Below are 399 nucleotides of genomic sequence, written 5' to 3'. Positions count from 1 at the left end.
CATCTACTCCAGACAGAGACTGAGTTGATATCTGAAAATATTCAGAAACAAGAAGAGAAACTTGGAGCACAGCATGTAAATGAGGCACCAGAACTTGACACGGCACAAAAAGTCGTAATCAACACTTGTAAGGAAGAATCCTGCTTGACTTCTTCCAGTATTGCAACTGAAAAATCTATTGATAAGCACATTTCTATAAAAAGCGAGACTAAAATGGCATCAACTGGGAAATATAGCAAACATCCATCAATTTCTAAAAAGGATAAGATATTAGTTGACACAGTTAAAGCAGTTGAAAATAGTACTCATGAGAAAAGTCACAAAATTTCAGAAAAATCTTCTTCGGGACATTTGAAAGAAACATCTCACAAAAAGGATAAAGTTACAGCAAGGAAAGAC

Annotated in this window: 1 protein-coding gene; it reads left to right on the top strand. The window is 35.1% G+C overall.

What is annotated here, in order from left to right; translation table 11 throughout:
* Nucleotides 1-24: 24 nt before the first annotated feature.
* Nucleotides 25-399 (top strand): hypothetical protein (locus AC1VNY_RS42845; RefSeq protein WP_482409730.1); only part of this gene is annotated, 375 nt, incomplete at its 3' end.

The sequence above is a fragment of the Bradyrhizobium ferriligni genome, assembly GCF_056837965.1.
Note: the sequence above shows the minus strand (reverse complement) of the source record. Positions and strands in the feature narration are given on the sequence as shown.